The organism is Flavobacterium sp. NRK F10, from assembly GCF_024054235.1.
Classification (GTDB): domain Bacteria; phylum Bacteroidota; class Bacteroidia; order Flavobacteriales; family Flavobacteriaceae; genus Flavobacterium; species Flavobacterium sediminis.
The window spans coordinates 2,068,847-2,088,363 of sequence record NZ_JAMXLC010000001.1; the positions used below are offsets into that span (position 1 = coordinate 2,068,847).

Genomic DNA, 19,517 nt, shown 5'->3' on the forward strand with positions numbered 1-19,517 from the left:
TTTTAGGCAAAATTACAAATTCCCCTTCATTACATCATTTAGATTTAATAATTTTACTCAAATTCAATTCAAATCCAATAAAATGCGAAAAGCTTTTCTTGTTTTTTCAATCACATCCTTATCGATTATTGCAATTTTAGGCTATGTTAACCTGAAATTCCTGTTGTTATTGCTCATTTTTGTACCTCTGATCTTAATGGGGTTATATGATATGTACCAGTCTAAACATACTATCCGGAATAATTTTCCGCTTTTAGGACGCGTACGCTATTTGTTGGAAGAGATCGGTCCTGAAATGCGACAATATTTTATAGAAACGGATACTGCGGGAAAACCTTTTAACCGCTTGGAAAGAGGGATGATCTACCAGAGAAGTAAAAGCGTTTCGGCTAACAAACCTTTCGGAACGCAACTAGATGTTTATAATGTCGGTTACGAATGGATCAACCATAGTATGAACGCACTTCCGTTTAATAAATTGGCTGAGAACCCCAGAGTAAAGATCGGCTCTTCTCAATGTAGCCAACCTTATTTCGCCAGCATGTTCAATATTAGTGCTATGAGCTATGGTTCGTTGAGTAAGAATGCAGTTGAGGCTTTAAATGCAGGGGCAAAAGCGGGAGATTTTTACCATAATACAGGAGAAGGAGGCTTGTCTCCGTATCATTTAGAGAGTGGCGGAGATGTGGTTTGGAACATTGGAACCGGATATTTCAGTACCCGTACGTCAGATGGGAAGTTTTCAGTTGAGGAGTTTGAAAAAAGGGCAATACTGGATAATGTTAAGATGATTGAGATCAAGTTCTCTCAGGGAGCTAAGCCGGGGCACGGGGGTATTTTGCCCAAAGCAAAAGTAACAGATGAGATAGCACACATTCGCTTGGTGACGAAAGGTCATGATGTAGTGTCACCACCTAAACATTCGGCATTCAGTACACCTTTGGAATTAATGGAATTTGTAAAATTATTACGTGAAAAATCGGGAGGAAAACCCATTGGAATGAAGTTGTGTGTGGGGAATAAATCCGAGTTTATCGCAATTTGTAAAGCAATGGTCGCTACTAAAACCTATTTTGATTTCATTACGGTCGATGGCGGAGAAGGTGGAACAGGTGCAGCACCGCCTGAATATTCTGATCATGTAGGGATGCCGCTTCGGGATGCTATTGCTTTTGTATATGACTGTTTAAAAGGATTCGGATTGAAGAATGAGATCAAAATTATAGCCAGCGGAAAAGTAGTTTCCGGTTTCGATATTATCAGAGCGTTGTCTCTTGGTGCCGATTTATGCAATTCAGCACGAGGAATGATGATGGCTTTAGGATGTATCCAAGCCTTAGAATGCCATGCAAATACGTGTCCTACTGGCGTTGCGACACAAGATCCGGATCTGGTAAAAGGTCTGGTTCCTCAGGAGAAGAGCGTTCGGGTAGCTCAATATCAGAAAGAAACGGTTCATAGTGCTTTGGAATTAATGGCTTCCGCAGGCTTACACCATCCCGATGAAGTAACAAGAGATGTGGTAAGTACAAGGGTAGAGCACAACAAGGTAGAAACTTTTGCAGAAACGTTTCCGGAAGTTAAAGAGGGATGTTTATTAAATCCGGAATCTGTACCGAATAGGTTGTATTACTTTTGGAAAAAAGCTAGCGTAGAAAGATTTTAGTGAAAACTGAGCCGACTTTATTACCTTTGCATCATGCAAACGGAGAAAAAAGACATACGTGCTTTGACCAAAGAGCAATTGCGCGATTTTTTTACAGCTAACGGAGATAAAGCTTTTCGGGGCAATCAGGTATATGAATGGCTGTGGCAAAAAAGAGCGCACTCTTTTGAAGATATGACCAATGTCTCAAAAGAAACCAGAGCTATGCTTGAAGCTAATTTTGTAATCAATCATATAAAAGTAGATACTATGCAACGCAGTTCAGACGGAACGGTTAAGAATGCGGTAAGGCTACACGATGATTTGATTGTGGAATCGGTTTTGATTCCGACTGAAACGCGAACTACAGCTTGTGTTTCTAGTCAGGTAGGGTGTAGTTTAGATTGTAATTTCTGTGCTACGGCTACATTAAAAAGAATGCGAAACCTTAATCCTGATGAGATCTACGATCAGGTAGCGGCTATTGATAATGAAAGTCGTTTGTACCACGGGCACCCTTTATCAAATATTGTTTTTATGGGAATGGGAGAGCCGTTGATGAACTATCCTAATGTAATGAAAGCAATTGAAAAGATCACTTCTCCGGAAGGTTTGGGAATGTCCCCGAAACGGATTACCGTATCTACTTCAGGAATTTCTAAGATGATCAAAAAGATGGCTGATGACGAAGTTAAATTCAAGTTGGCAGTATCATTGCATTCAGCGGTAGAGGAAATCAGAAATGAGATCATGCCGTTTACTAAAAATTTCCCGTTGACTGACTTGAGGGAAGCTTTGGAATATTGGTATAAAAAGACCAAGAGTAAAGTAACCTACGAATATGTAGTCTGGAGAGGAATAAACGATGATAAAAGGTCGATAGATGCCTTGGTAAAGTTTTGTAAATATGTTCCGTGTAAAGTAAATCTGATCGAATACAACCCGATAGATGACGGAATGTTCCAGCAAGCATCAGAACAGGCCGTTCAAAACTATATTACGGCATTAGAACATCACAACATTATAGTAAAAGTAAGAAGAAGTCGCGGAAAGGATATTGATGCGGCTTGCGGACAGTTAGCTAATAAATCATAATTATGATTCTCATATTTGTAATATCGCAAGATTTAGCTACATTTGGCTTCTAAATGAAAATAGTAGAGCAGATAAAACAACCTATTGCCACCGAGATGGAGCTTTTTGAAAAAAAGTTCCTTGAATCGATGTCTTCAAAAGTGGCACTGCTCAATAGGATCACCTATTATATCGTAAACCGAAAAGGAAAACAAATGCGTCCGATGTTTGTTTTCTTAACAGCTAAAATGATTTCCGGAGGAACTATTAACGACAGAACATATCGCGGGGCTTCGGTAATTGAGTTGATCCATACGGCTACATTGGTGCATGACGATGTAGTGGATGACAGTAACAAACGCAGAGGTTTTTTCTCCATCAATGCTCTTTGGAAAAATAAAATTGCGGTTTTAGTCGGCGATTATTTGTTGTCTAAAGGTCTTTTGCTTTCTATTGATAATGGTGATTTTGATTTGTTGCGAATTATTTCTGTTGCCGTTCGTGAAATGAGTGAGGGCGAGTTGTTGCAAATAGAAAAAGCCCGGCGTTTAGATATTACCGAAGAAGTATATTACGAGATCATTCGCCAAAAAACAGCAACACTTATAGCGGCATGTTGTGCTTTAGGAGCTTGTTCCGTTGAACCGGAACACACAGAATTGATCGAGAAAATGCGTAAATTCGGAGAATTGATCGGAATGGCTTTTCAGATCAAAGATGATTTATTTGATTATACTGATGATGCTATCGGAAAACCAACAGGGATCGATATTAAAGAGCAAAAAATGACTTTGCCTTTGATTTACGCATTAAACAATTCTTCTGAACAAGAGAAGAAATGGCTGATCAACTCAGTAAAAAACCACAATAAGGATAAAAAAAGAGTAAAAGAAGTTATTGAGTTTGTTAAAAAACAAGGTGGACTTACGTATGCTGAAGAAAAAATGATAACTTTTCAACAAGAAGCTTTAGCATTAATTCAGGATTTCCCTCCTTCTCCTTATAAAAATTCACTGACCTTAATGGTGAATTACGTTATTGAACGTAAAAAATAATTTCATTAAAATACTGTAATTTAGTGTTTTGTGAATTGTTTTTATTGAAAGATATATTTTTTTCATACATCATACAACTATTTTAAACCCCATCTCGTCTATACTAATAGAAACGAATTTGTCAGGTAATCAAAAGAGAATTTTTAAAAATTTGATTTAAAACTTGAAGATGAATATTGAATTTGTAAGTGAAAGTAATCAATTTACATAGAGACGAAAATAAGACCATTCAGCAGGCTATAGCCCATAACAGGCAGGCGCAAAGGATATTGTATGAAAAATATTCACCTAAAATGTTGAGCGTTTGTCGTCAGTATGTAAAAGATGTACAGCATGCAGAAGATGTAATGATCACAGCATTTATGAAAGTTTTTACCAACCTGGGTCGATATGAGAATAAAGGAAGTTTTGAAGGTTGGATACGAAGAATCATGATTCATGAATGTATTGATTTTCTCAGAGTAAAGAAAAATTTTATCTCACATGATGCTATTGACGTATTATCTGACGGGCAAGAGATCTCTTTAGAAACAACAGATTTCTCAGTTGACGATATTCAGTATCTGATTGATAATTTACCGGACGGGTGTCGAACCGTTTTTAATCTTTATGCAGTAGAAGGATACAAACATCAGGAAATAGCCAAGATGTTGAATATTAACGAAGGGACGTCAAAATCACAACTGGCACATGCGCGTAAATTACTGCAAAATAAAATTAACCTGTTAAAAGCTAATGAAAATGGAACGGAATAAATTTGAAAGAATAGCTAAAGAAAAGTTGGCGAAAAGAGAGATGAAACCTTCTGATGTTGCCTGGGACAGATTGGACGCAATGTTGGCGACTCAGGAACAACCTAAAAAGAAACGTAATTTCTGGTTTTATATAGCGGCATCGTTATTTGTGGTTCTCGGAGTTTCTTATTGGTTCACGAAGTCGGATAATAACGAAATGATAATTCCGGAACATAATATAGTTACAGCACCGGAGGTACAAGCGAAAGAAATTAAAGAGAATCCTGAAAAAGAAGTTGTTGCCCCCGAAATAGTATTACAAAGACAACAAAGTATTGCCCAAAAAGAAGATAAGGTTGTCGTTCCTTTAGAGAATATTCAGGAAACAGCTGTTGCGGAAAATGTTGAAACGGTAGTTATTCCTTCTGCTTCAGGAATACAAGCAGAAAGAGAAGAAGTAGCATATCATTATGTTACTCCGGAAGAATTATTAGCAGCTGTTGAAGGAGGCGACACTAAAAAAGTTATTTCGGAGAAAACTAACAATGAAAAAAGCAAACTAAATGTCAATGCTGAAGAGCTTTTATCGTCTGTTGAGGGCGAAATTAAAACAGAATATAGAGAAAGTACTTTGAATAAGATCAGTAAAAACTACAATAAAGTAAGATCGGCATTAGCTAGCAGGAATTATCAGGAATAAATAGTCAATCATCATAATCATTAATTAAAAAACGAACAGTTATGCAAAAAATTATTCTATACACGGTTGTAGTCTTGTTAACCGTTATCAGTAAAATAAGCGCTCAGGAAAAAGATTCGCTGGAGGTGAAGGTAACTAAAAGCTTTGAATTGCAAGCCAAAGAAATAGCTAACAATATTCAAATTATTACAACGGAAGAGAAAAAAGCATTGAAAGAAGAAGTGGCAGCTATTGACAAGCAAATTGAAGAAGGTAAGATCACCAAAGAAAAAGGAGACGAACTGAAATTGGGAATTGCCAAAGAAAGAGCTCAGAATATTGAGACAAAAGTAGCCGCTGAAGAAGCCAGATTGTCTCAATTGGTTCAGGATAAAGTGGATGGAAGATTAAGAGAAACAGAGCAAGATATCGATACAATACAATTAAGAAAAGGCCGGCTTATAATTAGCTTTGAACCTTCCAGAGGAAAATCAAGAAAAGAATATAAACCAAGATCAGAAAGACGAACAACGACTCAGTTTGTATTTGCAGCAGGTTTAAATAATGTGGTGACAAACGGAGAGAGTTTTAACAAATCGGATTTTAGAGTTTGGGGATCACATTTTTACGAATGGGGTTTAACCTTAAATTCTCGGATTCTTAAAGATCACAATCTGTTACACGCCAAATACGGTTTGTCGCTTATGTACAATAATTTACGTCCGACAGATAATCAGTACTTTGTAAAAAACGGAGATGTAACGGAATTACAAACAGGAACAGTTGATTTTGATGAATCGCGATTAAGAAATGTGTATTTAACAGTGCCACTTCATTTAGAATTCGATTTTACACCAAAAAAAGTAGATAAGGACGGAGAAAGCTATTTCAGAACGCATGAGTCATTCCGTGTTGGAATCGGAGGGTATGCCGGAGTTCGGGTAAAATCAAAACAGATCCTGAAATATAAGGAAGACGATCAAAGAATTAAAACGAAGCAAAAAGGCGACTTCAACGTTTCTGATTTTAATTACGGCTTAAGCGCCTATATCGGTTACGGAGAAATAAGCTTCTATGCTAAATATGATATTAATCCATTATTTAAAGACAATGCGGTAGATCAAAACAATATCTCCTTTGGAGTACGGTTCGATATTAATTAAAAAATTTGGGTTTAGTTTAAAAAAGCCTGTAAGGAAGAAAACCTTGCAGATTTTTTTATGGAACTTCGTATCTTTGAATCTTGCAAAGAATTATTCAGTTTGATTTCACAAAGTACTATAGACACTGTTTTTGAAACCGCCCGTGTAGAGGAGGTGATCGGAGATTTCGTGCAATTAAAACGCGCCGGTAGTAATTTAAAAGGACTTAGTCCGTTTGTTGACGAAAAAACGCCCTCTTTTATGGTGTCTCCGGTAAAACAGATATGGAAAGATTTTAGTTCCGGAAAAGGGGGCAATGCCGTAACTTTTTTAATGGAACACGAACATTTCAGTTATCCGGAAGCTATTCGGTATTTAGCGAAAAAGTATAATATTGAGATCGAAGAAACCGAGCAATCTTCTGAAGAAGTAGCCGTTGCAAATGAAAAAGAAAGCATGTATCTGGTTTCAGAGTTTGCCGGAAAATATTTCCATGATATTTTACAAAATTCGGAAGAAGGAAAAGCAATCGGGCTAACTTATTTTAAAGAAAGAGGTTTTTCTCAGGATACTATTGAAAAATTTGGTTTAGGGTATTCTCCCAATGTTTGGGATGCTTTTACCAAAGAAGCTATAGATAAGGGCTATCAACTGGAATTTTTAGAAAAAACCGGACTGACCATAGTAAAAGAAGACAAACAGTTCGATCGTTTTAAAGGTCGGGTGATGTTCCCGATACAAAGTATGAGCGGGCGGGTGTTAGGTTTCGGTGGTCGGATCCTGACCAATGATAAAAAAGCCGCAAAGTATCTTAATTCGCCTGAGAGTGAAATCTATCATAAGAGTAAAGTACTATATGGAATTTATCACGCTAAACAAGCTATTGCTAAGCAGGACAATTGTTATCTCGTTGAAGGGTATACTGATGTAATTCAGTTCAATCAGGCAGGAATTGAAAATGTAGTAGCATCTTCAGGAACCGCTTTAACACCTGATCAGATCAATCTGGTAAAACGGTTGACTAAAAACATGACGGTTCTTTTTGATGGCGATGCAGCAGGTTTGCGAGCATCTATACGAGGGATCGACCTGATCTTGGAAGCCGGAATGAACGTTCGAGTGTGTGCATTTCCGGACGGAGAAGATCCGGATAGTTTTGCTAAAAAAACACCTCTTGAAGAGTTAGTTCGTTATTTGGAGGAAAATGCTAAAGATTTTATCCAGTTCAAAGCTTCACTTTTAATGAAAGAAGCGAATAACGATCCTATTAAGAAAGCGGATCTGATTCGGGATATGGTAGTTAGTATCTCTAAGATATCCGATAGGATCAAAAGAGAAGTTTATATACAGGAATGTTCCAGAATTATGGATATATCGGAAGATGTATTGTTCAATACTTTAGCACAGATCGATAAAAAGGAAATTGCCGATGCCAATAAAAAGTTTAAAGCAGAACAGAAAGAAAAGGCCTTTGATGTTGTTAAGAATGAAAATTTTCAACAACAAACGAAAGTAAATATTCAATTCGAACTGGAGCAAAAAATAATTGAAATTCTGTTATTGTATGGAAATACAGAAGAAGAGTTTGAGGATGTTTTTCTAAAGGCAGATGAAGAAGGAGAATTAACAGAGGTAAAAGAATATCACAAGTATAAAGTTTTTCAGCGGATTTATATGAGTTTGCAGGAAGACGAGATAGAATTAGCTAATCCGGTTTTTAAAGCTATTTATACCGATCTGATCAACTATTACAATCAGACGGATGAGTTCCATATGGAACAATATTTAATGCAGTTACAACCTGAAATAGCAGGCGAGGTAACGTCTATTCTGATGAATGAGGAAAAAGAGACCTTACACAATTGGGAAGTTAAACAGATCTTTGTAAAACAGAAAGAGCAAACCATTGCTCAGTATGTGACCGAAACAATCCTGTCGTTAAGATGGTATTGGGTAAATAGTATTGTAGAAGAATTAAAACAATCGATAGGGCATGAAAAAGACAAAGACAATGCGGAAACATTGTCTTTGGTAATAGATTATTTAGGACTCACTAACGTTTTTGCTAAAAAGCTCGGCAGAGTAATGAGTCGTTACAGTTAAAAGTTAAATTACATCTAAAGTTTTAGCTTTGTTTAAAAGATCAACTAAGTTGGTAACATTTAATTTAGCTAATAAACGTAATTTATACGTACTGATGGTTTTTTCATCTAGTTTTAAGATCTCGGCAATTTCTTTGTTTTTCTTTCCGTCATTCAAATAACGCAAAACTTCAACTTCTCTGGCTGAAAGTTTTTTAAACAAACGATCTGCTTTTTTACCTTTGCTTAAAACTTCAATTTTCTTTTTCACATCTTCACTAACAACAACTTCTCCTTTTTTAACTTTGTAAATAATGTTTTCAAGTTCTTTTAAAGAAGCATTTTTAGAAACATAAGCAGAGACTCCTGCTTTAACAGCTGTTGGTGCATACATTTTTTCAGAAACAGTGGTATAAAGAACAATTCTTGAACCCGGGAATTCTTTTAATAATTCTTTAATGTCGCGAATGCTTGAAATACCACTAAGCTCGATGTCTAATAAAATTACATCGATCTTTTTGTCTTCTAAAATGTTCACTAGTTCATCTAGATCCGATGCTTGAGCTACAACCTCGATGTCCGCATTTTCTTTAAAATACGTTTTTAGTCCATAACGAACAATGGGTTGATTGTCGGCGGTACAAACTCTAATCATTTTTTTAATAATTTGGTTAATAATAGTAGGGGTACAAATATAGTGATAAAAATGTAAATTCCTGTTAATTACGTAATTATTATTTAAAATTTTTCGGAATTATGCAAATTGGGATAGGAATCATCTTATGCTGATTGATAGTGTTTAGTCGTTTGAAAATGGTGAAAACTTCGGCTTGACGCCCATTGAAATCGTTTGCGGACTTACCGGACTCGTTTTGTTCCATTGCCCATTCCAGTTCGTCATAACTTGCTCCGATCTGATCTTCATCCGATAAATCATTTTCATATAAACCATCCGAAGGTTTCGCCGTTAAAATACTGTTGGGAACATTTAAAAACTCAGCTAAAGCCCGTACTTCGCTCTTAACTAAATCAGCAATGGGACTTAGATCTACGCCTCCGTCGCCATATTTTGTGTAAAACCCAACACCGAAATCTTCTACTTTATTTCCTGTTCCGGCGACTAAAAATCCGTTTAACCCGGCAAAATAATAAAGAGTGGTCATTCGCAATCGGGCTCTTGTATTGGCAAGCGTGATGTCGTAGGATTTGTTGTTTTCGTCTTTTTCAACCTGACTCAGGAAAGTGTCAAAAACAGGTGTCAGATCAGTGTAGGCTTTGCTTACATTTGGAAAACGTTCACGCAATTGTGTAATGTGCTCGTTGGCTCTGTCCACATGGCTCTTGTGTTGATGAATGGGCATTTCTACACATAAAGTTGGTAAACCGGTTTGTGCGCAGAGAGTCGATGTCAGAGCACTGTCGACTCCGCCTGATATACCTACAACAAAGCCTTTCACATTAGCATTAGTTGCGTAGTCGTAAAGCCATTTTACAATATGTTCGTTAATTTTTTCGGGGTTAAAAGTTGCTGATACACTCATTTTTTATATTTTTTTGTACTATAACTGTATATTTGCCGTTACTTTTTACAAAGTAAAATTGCGACTTTAATCATTTATTCAAAAATACTATAAACTTAAAAAATATGGCGAAGAAACTGTTCGTTTTTTCTATTCTTTGGCTTTTGTTAGCTTGTAAAGAAGAAAGTAAGATAGATAAAGAAGTAGCCGTTATACCGGTTGAATTCAATATAGAACGTTTTGATCAGGTATTTTATGAATCTAAACCTGAGGATCTGAAAAAAATAAAAACAAAATACCCGTTCTTTTTTCCACCGGGAAATACAGATAGTGTTTGGTTGGAAAAATTGAAAGATCCTTTGTTAAGAGAATTGTACAGCGAGGTGCAAAAAAAATATGGCAATCTGGATCAGTTGCATACTGAGTTGGAAGATTTCTTTGCGCGTGTACAGTATTATTTTCCGAAATATAAAACTCCCAGAGTAATTACTTTAATTAATGAAGTAGACACTGAAGCAAAAGCTATTTACGCTGACAGTTTAGCATTGATTTCTCTGGATTGTTATTTGGGAGAGAAGCATCGTTTTTATACTGATTTTCCGGAATACCAGCGTATTCGTTTTAATAGTAATGAAATGTTACCTGATTTAGCAGCTAGTTTTGCTCAACAAAAAGTGCCTGCACCATTTGACAGAACTCTTCTTTCCGGTATGATTTATTACGGAAAGATACTATATATGGAAGATGTTTTGTTGCCTGAGTTTTCAGATGCTTCAAAAATAGGTTATAGTGAGAACCAGGTAGCTTGGTGTAAAGAAAACGAATCGCAAATGTGGAGTTACTTTATTGAAAATAACTTGTTGTTTGATACCAATCAAAAAAATGAATTCCGATTTATAGCAGAAGCGCCTTTTTCAAAATTTTATTTGGATATTGATAATGAGTCTCCCGGTAGAGTAGGACAATGGATAGGTTGGCAAATCGTTAAGAGTTATATGGAAAATAATAATGTATCTTTGCACGATATGTTGGCAATGGATGCCAAAACTATTTTTGAACGTTCCAAATATAAACCTGCAAAATAATGACAAATAAAAGATCAGATATAAGGATTTCAGTAGAATTAGACGAAAATCAGATTCCGGAAAAATTAAAGTGGACAGCAAAGGACGGAGGTGTTGACCAGGCTGAAGCTAAAGCTATGTTGTTGTCAATCTGGGATAGTAAACAAAAAGAAACACTTCGGATAGATTTGTGGACTAAAGATATGCCGGTTGACGAAATGAAACAATTCTTTCATCAAACACTGGTAGCTATGGCAGATACTTTTGAAAGAGCTACGACAGATGAGAAAATGAGCGCTACAATGCGTGATTTTTGCGATTATTTTGCCGAAAAACTGGAATTAAAAGCGTAGCTTTTTATAGCATGGAATTGCTTCCGAACATATCTTGATTTACTTGGTCAATGAACTGAAGCAATTCTTCTTTTCCTGAAGCATCTAAAGACGAAGTAACAAAGTGTTGTGGCATTTCTTCCCAACCGTTAGCTAAAACTTTCTTGCGATAAGCCGCAATATTCTGCTGGGCTTTTACTTTTCCGATCTTATCAGCTTTAGTAAAAACGATACAGAACGGAATACCGGATTCTCCCAAATAATTAATGAAGTCTAAATCGATTTTTTGGGCTTCTAAGCGAATGTCTATCAATACAAAAGCGCAAACCAATTGTTCTCTTTTTTCAAAATATTCCGTGATGAATTTTTGGAAAGTGGCTTTAACGGATTTGGAAACTTTGGCATAGCCATATCCGGGTAAATCTACCAGAAACCAGTTATGGTTGATCTTAAAATGATTGATCAATTGTGTTTTTCCCGGTTTGGATGAGGTTTTGGCTAAGTGTCTTTGACCAGTCAGCATATTTATTAAAGAGCTTTTACCTACATTGGAACGCCCGATAAAAGCATATTCCGGTATAGGTTCATTTGGACACTTTTTAGCGTCTGAGTTGCTCACGATAAATTCTGCACTGGTAATTTTCATTTTTTATAATAAAAAGATTCCCCTTGCGGGGAAAGTTATATTTGATTTTTTTGCAACCAATCAAACAAAATCCGATTGAATTCGTCCGGGTGTTCCATCATTGCAGCATGTCCGCATTTGTCGATCCAGAACAATTCAGAATTAGGTAATAATCGATTGAATTCCTCAGCTACATCTGGCGGAGTCACTTTGTCATTCTTTCCCCAGATAATACACGTTGGTGTAGTCATATTAGGCAGGTCTTTTGCCATGTTATGACGGATAGCGCTTTTAGCTATGGTTAATGTTTTTAAAAGTTTTATCCTGTCATTTACAGTTGCAAAAACTTCATCTACGATCTCTTTAGTTGCAACTTTCGGATCGTAAAAAACATCCTCACTTTTCTTTTTGATATATTCGTAATTGCCGCGTTTCGGGTAACTTTCACCCATGCCACTTTCATACAGTCCGGAACTACCGGTTATTACTAAAGCTTTTACCAGCTCCGGATACATCTTGGTGTGATACAATGCGATGTGGCCACCAAGAGAGTTTCCTAATAAAATAACCTTTTCAAAACCTTTGTGGATAATGAAATCCTTAACGAATTTTGAAAAAGCTTTTACGTTGGTTTTCAGTATACTTTGTGTATAAAGTGGGAGTTCGGGAATTACTACTTTATAACCGTTCTTAGGGAAAAAATCAGAAACACCGTCAAAGTTACTTAGCCCTCCCATTAATCCGTGTAATACAATTATTGGCGTGCCTTCTCCGGCTTCAAAATAAGTATATTTTTTATCTTTTATTAGCATAGTGTCAATTTCAAATTGTCAACATGAAATTTTCACAAATATAAGACTTTATGCTTTAATAGGAAGCAAAAATATAAAGCTGTTTTTAACGAGTGTTTTTGGTGTTTTTTGGAGACTCTATATGCTTAAATTTCAGTTTGTTTTGTGTTTTTTTGGATGATTTTTTTGTTAAAAGTGATGGCTGTTGAATGTTAAATTAAAGTTATAAAAACAGTTGAAAACTCAATGTGTACGGTAGCTTGTCTCAAAAGTGTACTTAAGTATTTGATTACGAAAGGGTAAAAACTTATCAACAAAGTGGTAATTTGTGGTAAAAAGTGGTGATTTTTTTCTACTTTTGTATAAACTATAGTGTAAACAGACTTTGAAACCACTGATTGGAACATACGAATGTAAAGTTGATGCAAAAGGCAGATTGATGATTCCGGTTGCTTTAAAAAAGCAATTTGACGGAACAGAAGCTGCTTTTGTACTGAAGCGTTCGGTGTTTCAGCCTTGTTTGGAGTTGTACCCGATAGAGGAATGGAACAAAATGATGGCAAAAATCAATAAATTGAATCGTTTTGTAAAGAAAAACAATGACTTTATTCGTCGGTTTACGGCTGGTGTGAAAATGATAGAGATAGATGCAAACGGTCGTTTGCTGATTCCTAAAGATTTAGTGGTGTTTGCAAAGATTGATAAAGATGTGGTCTTGTCTTCTGCGGTTTCAATTGTAGAGATATGGGATAAAGAATTGTACGAAAATGCAATTGAGGATTCCGCTCAGGATTTTGCAGATTTAGCAGAAGAGGTAATGGGTAATTTTAATATTGACGAAGATGGAATATCATAATCCGGTTTTATTAAAAGAAACGGTAGATGGTTTGAATATTAAACCGGATGGGGTTTATGTGGATGTGACTTTTGGCGGAGGCGGACATTCCCGTGAGATAATGTCGCGATTGGGAGATCGTGGGAAATTGATAGCTTTTGATCAGGACGAAGATGCGTTGCGGAATGCTATTGATGACGAGCGTTTTTTGTTGATTAATGAGAATTTCAGAAATATTAAAAGGTTCTTACGCTTTCACGGAATTAAAAAAGTGGACGGTATTTTAGCGGATCTGGGAGTTTCATCTTATCAGTTTGATGTGGCGGAAAGAGGTTTTTCTATTCGTTTTGATGCTGAACTGGATATGCGTATGAGTCAGAAAGGTGAGTTAAGTGCTTTTCATGTAGTGAACGAATATAGTGAGCAGGATCTGAAAAGGGTTTTTGTACAATATGGCGAATTGAAGAATGGTGGGGCGATGGCAAACGTAATCGTGTCGGCACGAAAAGATAAGCAAATTCGCAATACCGAACATTTAAAGCAAGTGCTGGCGAAGTTTTTACCGGCTCACAAGAGTAACAAGATATTGGCTCAGATCTATCAGGCGATCCGTATTGAAGTGAATCAGGAAATTGAAGTGTTGAAGGAGTTTTTAGAGCAATCACTGGAATTGTTAAATCCGGGCGGACGTTTGAGTGTGATTTCGTATCACTCATTGGAAGATCGTTTGGTTAAACGCTTTATGCGAAACGGAATGTTTGAAGGAGAGCCGGAACGAGATTTCTTTGGGAACTTTGAAGTGCCGTTTAAAATTATAGAACGTTTGATTGTGCCGACTGAGGAAGAAATCGAGCTAAACAACAGGGCAAGAAGTGCGAAATTAAGAGTGGCGGAAAAATTATAAAAAATGAAGAACGGTATATACAGTTTGTTGAAAGCTAAGTTTCTGGTAAGTGACGACGCACTTAAGAACTGGAAGTTTATTGTTTTTCTGATCTTTTTAGCTATGATAATGATTGCTAATAATCACAGGTACGATGCTAAAAATTATAAAATAACCGAATTGACCAACCGAGTAAAGGAGTTGCGTTCGGAATTTGTGGACAGACGGTCAGAGCTGATGAAGTTGAAAATGGAATCAACCGTCGCTAAAAAAATGGAAAAAAGAGAGATTTACCCGGCAAGTGTACCGCCGACAAAAATAATAGTAAAGAAAAGTATAAAAGAAGAAAAAAGTTTTTTTGACCGTTTCAAATTATGGCAGTAAAACCGAAAAATACAAATTATAGAATGTATGGCGTAGCTTTCACAATATTTGTGATAGCTATTTTGGTTTTGGTCAAATTGAATAATATTCAATGGGTAGAAGGAGAATACTACCGAAAATTAGCAAAAGAACGAACCGTTAAGAACTTTACCATTCCGGCTAATAAAGGAAATGTGTATTCGGCTGACGGCAGTCTTTTGGCAACTTCAATTCCGGAATATACGATTCGCTTTGATGCACTTTCTCCATCGCAGGAAAACTTTACCAATCTTATAAAACCTCTGAGTGATTCACTTTCAGTTATGTTTGGTAAAACACCCGGTCATTATCAGGCGCAATTACAAAAAGCCAGAGCTAATAAAAACAGGTATTATCTGATAGCCAGAAAGCTAAGTTATACCCAATATATGCGTATAAAAAGTTTTCCGCTTTTTAATAAAGGAGCTTACAAAGGGGGTATTATTGTGGAGCAGAAAACGGTTCGGGAACATCCTATTGGTTTGGTAGCGCAGAGAACTATCGGTTACGAAAGAGCAAATGCAGATGGCTCGCCTAACGGGAAAGGATTAGAATACGCTTTTCGTAAATACATCAATGGCAAGAACGGTCATCGTATGATGCAAAAAATTGCCAAAAGCCAGTGGAAACCTATTAGTGATAATAATGAATTAGACCCGCAGGACGGTTATGATATCGTATCTACTATAGATGTGTATATTCAGGATATTGCCCATCATGCTTTGTTGAAACAATTGGAGCATTATGAGGCTGACCACGGTTGTGTAGTAGTGATGGAAACCAAAACCGGAGCCATTAAGGCTATTTCAAACTTGGGAAGGGCCTCTGATGGCAGTTATTACGAATCACAGAATTATGCCGTAGCAGAATCGCACGAACCGGGTTCTACTTTTAAGCTGTTTGACCTGATAGCACTTTTAGACGACCATAAGGTGGATACCAGTAAAGTGTATGATACCCATAACGGAGTTGTTGAATATTATAAGAGAAAAGTACGGGATTCCAAAAAAGGAGGCTATGGAAAGATCTCTTTAGCCAGAGGATTCGAACTGTCCTCCAATACTGTGTTGGTACAAGCTGTTCATGATAATTATAAAGATAATCCGCAACAGTTTATAGATAGAATAAATAGTTATGGTTTAAGCAAACCTTTAGGCTTGCAGTTAATAGGTGAAGGAAAACCGAGAATTCCGCAACCCGGTGACAAGAATTGGTACGGAACCACTTTACCTTGGATGGCATTTGGTTACGGAATTGCAATGACGCCTTTACAAACACTTACCCTGTACAATGCAGTGGCTAACAATGGGAAAATGGTAAAACCCTATTTCGTAAAAGAGATTAAAGAGTGGAATAAAACTATTGAAAAGTTCGAGCCTGAAGTGATCAATCCTAAAATTGCTTCGGATGAAACCTTAAAAAAAGTTCGGGCAGTATTAGAGAACGTGGTGAAGAGAGGAACAGGTTCTAAACTGTATTCTAAAGATTTTTCGATGGCAGGAAAAACAGGAACGGCACAAGCTAATTATCGCGATCGGTCAAAGCTGTATTATGTATCCTCATTTGCGGGGTATTTTCCGGCTAATGATCCTAAGTATTCTTGTATAGTAGTGGTTCATAAACCTAATGTTTCTGCCGGATATTATGGTGCTGATGTCGCCGGACCGGTTTTTAAACGTATTGCACAGAAAATTTACACGGATTCTCCTCCTACAAATCATATAAAGGATATTAATGAGAAGATAAACGCGGTAGAAAAACAATATGCTTCTTATTATAAGAAGTCAAATAATGCAACAGATAAAGTTCCTGATGTAAAAGGAATGCAGGCAATGGATGCCGTCGCACTTCTTGAGAATTTAGGGTTGCATGTTGAAATTAAAGGTGTCGGAAAAGTAAAAACACAATCGGTTAAAGCCGGTGAAAAGATCAATAAAGATTCAATCATCATTTTAGAATTATCGTGAAGCTATTAAAAGATATATTATACAAAGTACACATTGAAGCGGTAAGAGGAACCACTGATGTGACTATCGGGAAAATTGAATTTGATTCCAGAAAAATTCAGTTGAATGATGCTTTTGTAGCTATCAGAGGTACTCTGTCAGATGGTCATGCATTTATTGATAAGGCTGTGGATCAAGGAGCGATAGCTGTAATTTGCGAAGAGTTTCCTGAGCGAATTGTAAACGGTGTTACCTATATTCAGGTTCAGAGTACACATGAGGCATTAGCTTTTACAGCAGCTAATTATTACGACAACCCTTCCGATAAGTTAAAATTGGTGGGAGTAACCGGAACCAACGGGAAAACAACAATAGCTTCTTTATTATACCAAATGTTTAAACGTGCCGGATATAAAGTAGGCTTGTTGTCAACTGTAAAAATTCTGGTAGATAATAACGAATTTAAGGCAACGCATACAACCCCGGATTCATTAACGATCAATTATTATTTGAATGAAATGGCTGAAGCCGGATGTGAGTTTTGTTTCATGGAGGTAAGCTCGCACGGAATTCATCAGAAAAGAACGGAAGGGTTACATTTTACCGGAGGAATATTTACCAACTTAACACACGATCATTTAGATTATCATAAAACTTTTGCAGAATATCGGGATGTTAAGAAATCGTTCTTTGATAATTTGCCGAAAACGGCATTTGCAATCAGTAACGTTGACGATAAGAACGGAATGGTAATGTTGCAAAATACAGTAGCTAAAAAAGTTACTTATGCTATAAAGTCCTATGCAGATTATAAAGCGCAGATTTTGGAAAATCAGTTTAGTGGTTTGTTGCTGAAGATCAATAATAATGAAGTTTGGACTAAATTAATAGGAGCGTTCAACGCCTATAACTTATTAGCGATCTATGCAACGAGTGTCGAATTAGGTTTAGAAAGTGATGAAGTATTGCGCTTACTTTCCGAACTCGAAAGTGTGTCGGGAAGATTCCAGTATTTCGTGTCACCGGGCAAAATAACAGCCGTTGTAGATTATGCTCATACACCGGATGCTTTGGAAAATGTGCTGAAAACAATAAACGATATACGGACAAAAAATGAAATTTTAATAACGGTTGTAGGTTGTGGTGGAGATCGGGATAAGACTAAAAGACCGGTAATGGCCAAGATAGCTTCCGATTTAAGTAATAAAGTCATTTTTACATCCGATAATCCACGCTCAGAAGATCCGCAAGTCATCATTGATGAGATGGAAAAAGGAGTAGAACCGCAAAATTTCAAAAAAACACTTTCTATTTTAGATAGAAAACAAGCCATAAAAACAGCGTGCCAAATGGCACAGCCCAATGATATTATAGTAATTGCCGGAAAAGGACATGAAACCTATCAGGAAATTAAAGGCGTGCGACATGATTTTGATGATATGAAGATCGTAAAAGAATTTTTAAACCAATTAAGCTAAAACTAACTCGCAATGTTATATTATTTATTTCAGTATTTAGACAAAGCATTTGATGTTCCGGGAGCCGGAGTGTTTCAGTATATCACGTTTCGTTCAGCGATGGCATTCATTCTTTCGCTGGCAATTGCTACTATTTACGGAAAAAAGATCATCAACTTTTTAAGAAAACAACAAGTTGGTGAAACCATACGAGAGTTAGGGTTAGAAGGACAAACGCAAAAAGCGGGAACGCCTACAATGGGAGGGATCATTATTATTCTGGCAACATTAGTTCCGGTATTCCTGTTTGCAAGGTTAGAGAATATCTATGTTATTCTTTTAATAATAACTACCCTGTGGATGGGAACAATAGGGTTTATTGATGATTATATTAAGATATTTAAGAAAGACAAAGAAGGATTAAAAGGAAGGTTTAAAGTAATCGGGCAAGTTGGTCTGGGGTTAATAGTAGGATCTGTACTCTATTTCCACCCAGGGGTTACCGTACGTAAAGATACTATGGGAGCTCGCGTTAAAACAGAAAACGTAGATACTAAATTCTTACAGGAAAAATCAACAGCAACAACGATTCCGTTCTTAAAGAATAATGAGTTTGATTATGCTAAAGTACTGTCGTTTATGGGCGATGGTTATGAAAAATGGGCATGGTTGATCTTTATACCGGTTGTGATTTTTATCATCACTGCCGTTTCAAACGGTGCTAACCTGACAGATGGAATTGATGGTTTAGCCGCCGGAACTTCGGCAATATCGGTGCTGACCTTGGGGATTTTTACATTCCTCTCCGGAAATATTATTTTTTCAGATTATCTGAATATTATGTATATCCCTAATTCTGGAGAAATGACCATTTATATTGCTGCCTTTGTGGGAGCATTAGTTGGTTTTCTTTGGTACAATACCTATCCGGCTACTGTATTTATGGGAGATACCGGAAGTTTGACGATCGGTGGAATAATAGCCGTAATTGCTATTGCTATCCGAAAAGAATTAATGATCCCGATTTTATGTGGAATCTTTCTGGCTGAAAATTTATCAGTGGTGTTGCAGGTGAGCTATTTTAAATATACCAAAAAGAAATACGGAGAAGGGCGCCGCATTTTTCTAATGTCGCCTTTACATCATCATTACCAGAAAAAAGGATACCATGAAAGTAAGATTGTGACTCGTTTCTGGATTGTAGGCATTTTACTAGCCATTTTCACTTTAGTGTCATTAAAACTAAGATAGG

At 36.7% G+C, this 19,517-nt stretch carries 19 protein-coding genes; 15 read left to right on the plus strand and 4 right to left on the minus strand.

From position 1 onward, the window contains the following. The first annotated feature begins 82 nt into the window (after nucleotides 1-82). From NHF50_RS09420 to dnaG, 7 genes are all read left to right on the plus strand, one after another. A complete protein-coding gene (locus NHF50_RS09420; protein ID WP_252776024.1) occupies nucleotides 83-1,666 on the plus strand; it encodes an FMN-binding glutamate synthase family protein in 1,584 nt (527 codons plus the stop codon). A gap of 33 nt (nucleotides 1,667-1,699) precedes the next feature. Then, nucleotides 1,700-2,740, plus strand: coding sequence for a 23S rRNA (adenine(2503)-C(2))-methyltransferase RlmN (rlmN, locus tag NHF50_RS09425; RefSeq protein ID WP_252776026.1), 1,041 nt, complete (start codon nucleotides 1,700-1,702; stop codon nucleotides 2,738-2,740). 53 nt (nucleotides 2,741-2,793) lie between these two features. Further along, a complete protein-coding gene (locus tag NHF50_RS09430; RefSeq protein ID WP_252776028.1) occupies nucleotides 2,794-3,774 on the plus strand; it encodes a polyprenyl synthetase family protein in 981 nt (326 codons plus the stop codon). 188 nt (nucleotides 3,775-3,962) lie between these two features. Then, entirely contained in the window at nucleotides 3,963-4,529 is a 567-nt protein-coding gene (locus NHF50_RS09435) for an RNA polymerase sigma factor (RefSeq protein WP_252776031.1), read from the plus strand. Continuing rightward, entirely contained in the window at nucleotides 4,516-5,208 is a 693-nt protein-coding gene (locus NHF50_RS09440; RefSeq protein WP_252776032.1) for a hypothetical protein, read from the plus strand. The genes NHF50_RS09435 and NHF50_RS09440 overlap by 14 nt, the downstream gene beginning before the upstream one ends. 41 nt (nucleotides 5,209-5,249) lie before the next feature. Continuing rightward, on the plus strand, nucleotides 5,250-6,350 hold the full coding sequence (locus NHF50_RS09445) for a hypothetical protein (RefSeq protein ID WP_252776034.1): 1,101 nt from the start codon (nucleotides 5,250-5,252) through the stop codon (nucleotides 6,348-6,350). Nucleotides 6,351-6,449: 99 nt separating this feature from the next. After that, entirely contained in the window at nucleotides 6,450-8,432 is a 1,983-nt protein-coding gene (gene dnaG, locus NHF50_RS09450) for a DNA primase (RefSeq protein WP_252777327.1), read from the plus strand. A 3-nt stretch (nucleotides 8,433-8,435) separates the two neighbouring features. Here the strand turns inward: dnaG and NHF50_RS09455 are convergent, their stop codons facing one another. Then, a complete protein-coding gene (locus NHF50_RS09455; RefSeq protein ID WP_109569444.1) occupies nucleotides 8,436-9,065 on the minus strand; it encodes a response regulator transcription factor in 630 nt (209 codons plus the stop codon). 79 nt (nucleotides 9,066-9,144) lie between these two features. Further along, on the minus strand, nucleotides 9,145-9,951 hold the full coding sequence (nadE, locus tag NHF50_RS09460) for an NAD(+) synthase (protein ID WP_109569445.1): 807 nt from the start codon (nucleotides 9,949-9,951) through the stop codon (nucleotides 9,145-9,147). A gap of 104 nt (nucleotides 9,952-10,055) precedes the next feature. On the opposite strand from nadE, the gene gldB reads away from it, so the two are divergent. Both gldB and gldC read left to right on the plus strand, forming a co-directional pair. Beyond that, a complete protein-coding gene (gene gldB / locus NHF50_RS09465; RefSeq protein WP_252776036.1) occupies nucleotides 10,056-11,015 on the plus strand; it encodes a gliding motility lipoprotein GldB in 960 nt (319 codons plus the stop codon). Next, entirely contained in the window at nucleotides 11,015-11,347 is a 333-nt protein-coding gene (gldC, locus tag NHF50_RS09470; protein WP_252776038.1) for a gliding motility protein GldC, read from the plus strand. Before gldB ends, gldC begins: the two co-directional genes overlap by 1 nt. A gap of 4 nt (nucleotides 11,348-11,351) precedes the next feature. On the opposite strand, the gene yihA is transcribed toward gldC, so the two are convergent. Continuing rightward, nucleotides 11,352-11,972, minus strand: a complete 621-nt coding sequence (yihA, locus tag NHF50_RS09475) for a ribosome biogenesis GTP-binding protein YihA/YsxC (protein WP_109569448.1) — start codon at nucleotides 11,970-11,972, stop codon at nucleotides 11,352-11,354. A gap of 35 nt (nucleotides 11,973-12,007) precedes the next feature. Next, nucleotides 12,008-12,763 carry an alpha/beta fold hydrolase gene (locus tag NHF50_RS09480; RefSeq protein WP_179948676.1) on the minus strand — a complete coding sequence of 252 codons (756 nt, stop codon included), beginning with the start codon at nucleotides 12,761-12,763 and terminating at the stop codon, nucleotides 12,008-12,010. A gap of 364 nt (nucleotides 12,764-13,127) precedes the next feature. Between NHF50_RS09480 and mraZ the strand changes: the two genes are divergently transcribed. The 6 genes from mraZ to mraY are packed head-to-tail and all read left to right on the plus strand — an operon-like array spanning nucleotide 13,128 to nucleotide 19,516. Then, on the plus strand, nucleotides 13,128-13,598 hold the full coding sequence (gene mraZ, locus NHF50_RS09485) for a division/cell wall cluster transcriptional repressor MraZ (protein WP_109569450.1): 471 nt from the start codon (nucleotides 13,128-13,130) through the stop codon (nucleotides 13,596-13,598). Further along, complete coding sequence (gene rsmH / locus NHF50_RS09490) at nucleotides 13,573-14,481, plus strand: 16S rRNA (cytosine(1402)-N(4))-methyltransferase RsmH (RefSeq protein ID WP_252777328.1); 909 nt, start codon at nucleotides 13,573-13,575, stop codon at nucleotides 14,479-14,481. Before mraZ ends, rsmH begins: the two co-directional genes overlap by 26 nt. 3 nt (nucleotides 14,482-14,484) lie before the next feature. After that, nucleotides 14,485-14,844, plus strand: a complete 360-nt coding sequence (locus NHF50_RS09495) for an FtsL-like putative cell division protein (RefSeq protein ID WP_109569451.1) — start codon at nucleotides 14,485-14,487, stop codon at nucleotides 14,842-14,844. After that, entirely contained in the window at nucleotides 14,835-16,829 is a 1,995-nt protein-coding gene (locus NHF50_RS09500; RefSeq protein ID WP_109569452.1) for a penicillin-binding protein, read from the plus strand. The genes NHF50_RS09495 and NHF50_RS09500 overlap by 10 nt, the downstream gene beginning before the upstream one ends. After that, nucleotides 16,826-18,286 carry a UDP-N-acetylmuramoyl-L-alanyl-D-glutamate--2,6-diaminopimelate ligase gene (locus NHF50_RS09505; RefSeq protein ID WP_252776040.1) on the plus strand — a complete coding sequence of 487 codons (1,461 nt, stop codon included), beginning with the start codon at nucleotides 16,826-16,828 and terminating at the stop codon, nucleotides 18,284-18,286. The genes NHF50_RS09500 and NHF50_RS09505 overlap by 4 nt, the downstream gene beginning before the upstream one ends. A gap of 12 nt (nucleotides 18,287-18,298) precedes the next feature. Further along, the gene (gene mraY, locus NHF50_RS09510; protein ID WP_252776042.1) at nucleotides 18,299-19,516 is read left to right on the plus strand and encodes a phospho-N-acetylmuramoyl-pentapeptide-transferase; all 1,218 of its coding nucleotides are present in this window, start codon (nucleotides 18,299-18,301) and stop codon (nucleotides 19,514-19,516) included. The last annotated feature ends 1 nt before the right edge of the window (nucleotide 19,517 follow it).